Consider the following 1,981-nt stretch of genomic DNA (forward strand, 5'->3'; position numbering starts at 1 on the left):
TCGACTCGCTCACCGCGGTGGAACTGCGCAACCGCCTCAACGGCGTGACCGGACTGCGCCTCCCGGCCACCCTCGTCTTCGACTACCCCAACCCCTCGGAACTGGCCGTGTTCCTGCAGGAAAAGCTGCTGCCGGAGATCGGCGGACGCAGTGAAACAGACCCTGGTGAGGCGAAACTCCGGAAGGCGCTCGCGACCGTTCCGCTGTCCAGGTTCCGTGAGGCCGGGCTCATGGACGTACTGATGCAGCTCGCCGGTGTCCATGACGGCACCCTCGCCGACGAGAAGGGCGAAGAGGCCGAGGACATCGATGCGTTGGACGCCGAGAGCCTCATTCGCCTGGCCTTGGACAGCGAGACGGAGTGAAGTTGATGATGCTCGATGCGTGGAGGCAGCGATGACCGGACAGGCCGACAAGCTCCTTGAAGCTCTGCGCGCCTCCGTGAAGGAAACCGAGCGGCTGCGTCAGCGGAACCGCCAGCTCGTCTCGGCATCATCGGCGCCGCTGGCGATCGTCGGCATGAGCTGCCGCTACCCCGGTGGGGTGACGACTCCCGAGGAACTCTGGGAGTTGCTGGCCGCGGGCGGCGACGCCATCTCCGGCTTCCCGACCGACCGGGGCTGGGATGCCGAGGGCGTGTACGACCCGGATCCTGACAATCAGGGAACCTCCTATGTGCTGGAGGGCGCGTTCCTGCGGGACGCGGCCAGTTTCGACGCCGACTTCTTCGGGATCAGCCCGCGTGAGGCGCTGGCGATGGACCCGCAGCAGCGGCTGCTGCTGGAGACGTCGTGGGAGGCGCTGGAGCGGGCCGGGATCGACCCCGCAGCGCTCAGGGGCTCGCAGACCGGCGTCTTCGTCGGCGTCGCCCCCTCCGACTACGTCGCGCACGAGTCCCTGCAGAACATGGAGGGCCTCGACTGGCATCTGATGACCGGTGGTGCGGCCAGTGTGATGTCGGGCCGTGTCTCCTACCTGCTCGGGCTGCAGGGGCCCGCGGTGTCCATCGACACCGCGTGCTCGTCGTCACTGGTGGCCCTGCACCTCGCATGCCAGGCGGTGCGATCGGGGGAGTGCTCATTGGCCCTGGCCGGCGGCGTCACGGTCATGGCTTCCCCCATGGGGTTCGTCGGCTTCTCCCGGCAGCGCGGTCTGGCCGAGGACGGGCGTTGCAAGGCCTTCTCGGCCGCGGCGGACGGCATGGGCATGGGCGAGGGCGTGGGCATGGTGGTCGTGGAGCGGCTGTCCGACGCGCTCCGCAACGGCCACAAGGTGCTGGCGGTGGTGCGCGGCTCCGCAGCGAACCAGGACGGCGCGTCCAACGGCATGACGGCTCCCAACGGCCCCTCGCAGCAGCGGGTCATCCGGGCGGCGCTGGCCAACGCCCGTCTGTCGGCCGCCGACGTGGACGTGGTCGAGGCGCACGGTACGGGTACGACGCTGGGTGACCCGATCGAGGCGCAGGCGTTGCTCACCACCTACGGTCAGGACAGGCCGGAGGACCGGCCGCTGTGGCTCGGCTCGGTCAAGTCGAACATCGGACACGCCCAGCAGGCAGCCGGTGTGGCCGGCGTGATCAAGATGGTGCTGGCGCTCCAGAACGAGCAGCTGCCGAAGACGCTGCACGTGGACGAGCCCTCGCCGCACGTGGACTGGTCGGCCGGGGACGTCAAGCTGCTGACCGAATCCGTGCCGTGGCCGGCCGGTGAGCACGCACGCCGCGCCGGTGTGTCCTCGTTCGGCCTCAGCGGCACCAACGTCCACCTCATCCTGGAGGAAGCCCCCGCCGAGCGGGCCGAGTCCAAGGATGCTCCGCCCGAGACCGGCGAGACCGAGGCATCGGACGACGACACCTCGGCAACGGCACCGGTGGTGTCCGGCGCCCACGCGTGGCTGGTGTCGGGCCGGTCGGTGAGCGGTTTGTCGGGGCAGGCGGGGCGTTTGCGGGAGTGGGTCGCGGCGCGGTCGGAGCTGGAACCGG

The 1,981-nt window shown here is 69.9% G+C and carries 2 protein-coding genes; both read left to right on the top strand.

The annotated features are described in order from the left end of the window. Nucleotides 1-365, top strand: a 365-nt coding sequence (locus AB0H32_RS48185; protein WP_361136058.1) for a phosphopantetheine-binding protein, incomplete at its 5' end; no start/stop codon positions are given. A 31-nt stretch (nucleotides 366-396) separates the two neighbouring features. Continuing rightward, on the top strand, nucleotides 397-1,981 hold a 1,585-nt coding region (locus AB0H32_RS48190; protein ID WP_361136059.1), incomplete at its 3' end, for a beta-ketoacyl synthase N-terminal-like domain-containing protein.

The sequence above is a fragment of the Streptomyces sp. NPDC020362 genome (assembly GCF_040642095.1).
In the GTDB taxonomy this organism is placed as follows: domain Bacteria; phylum Actinomycetota; class Actinomycetes; order Streptomycetales; family Streptomycetaceae; genus Streptomyces.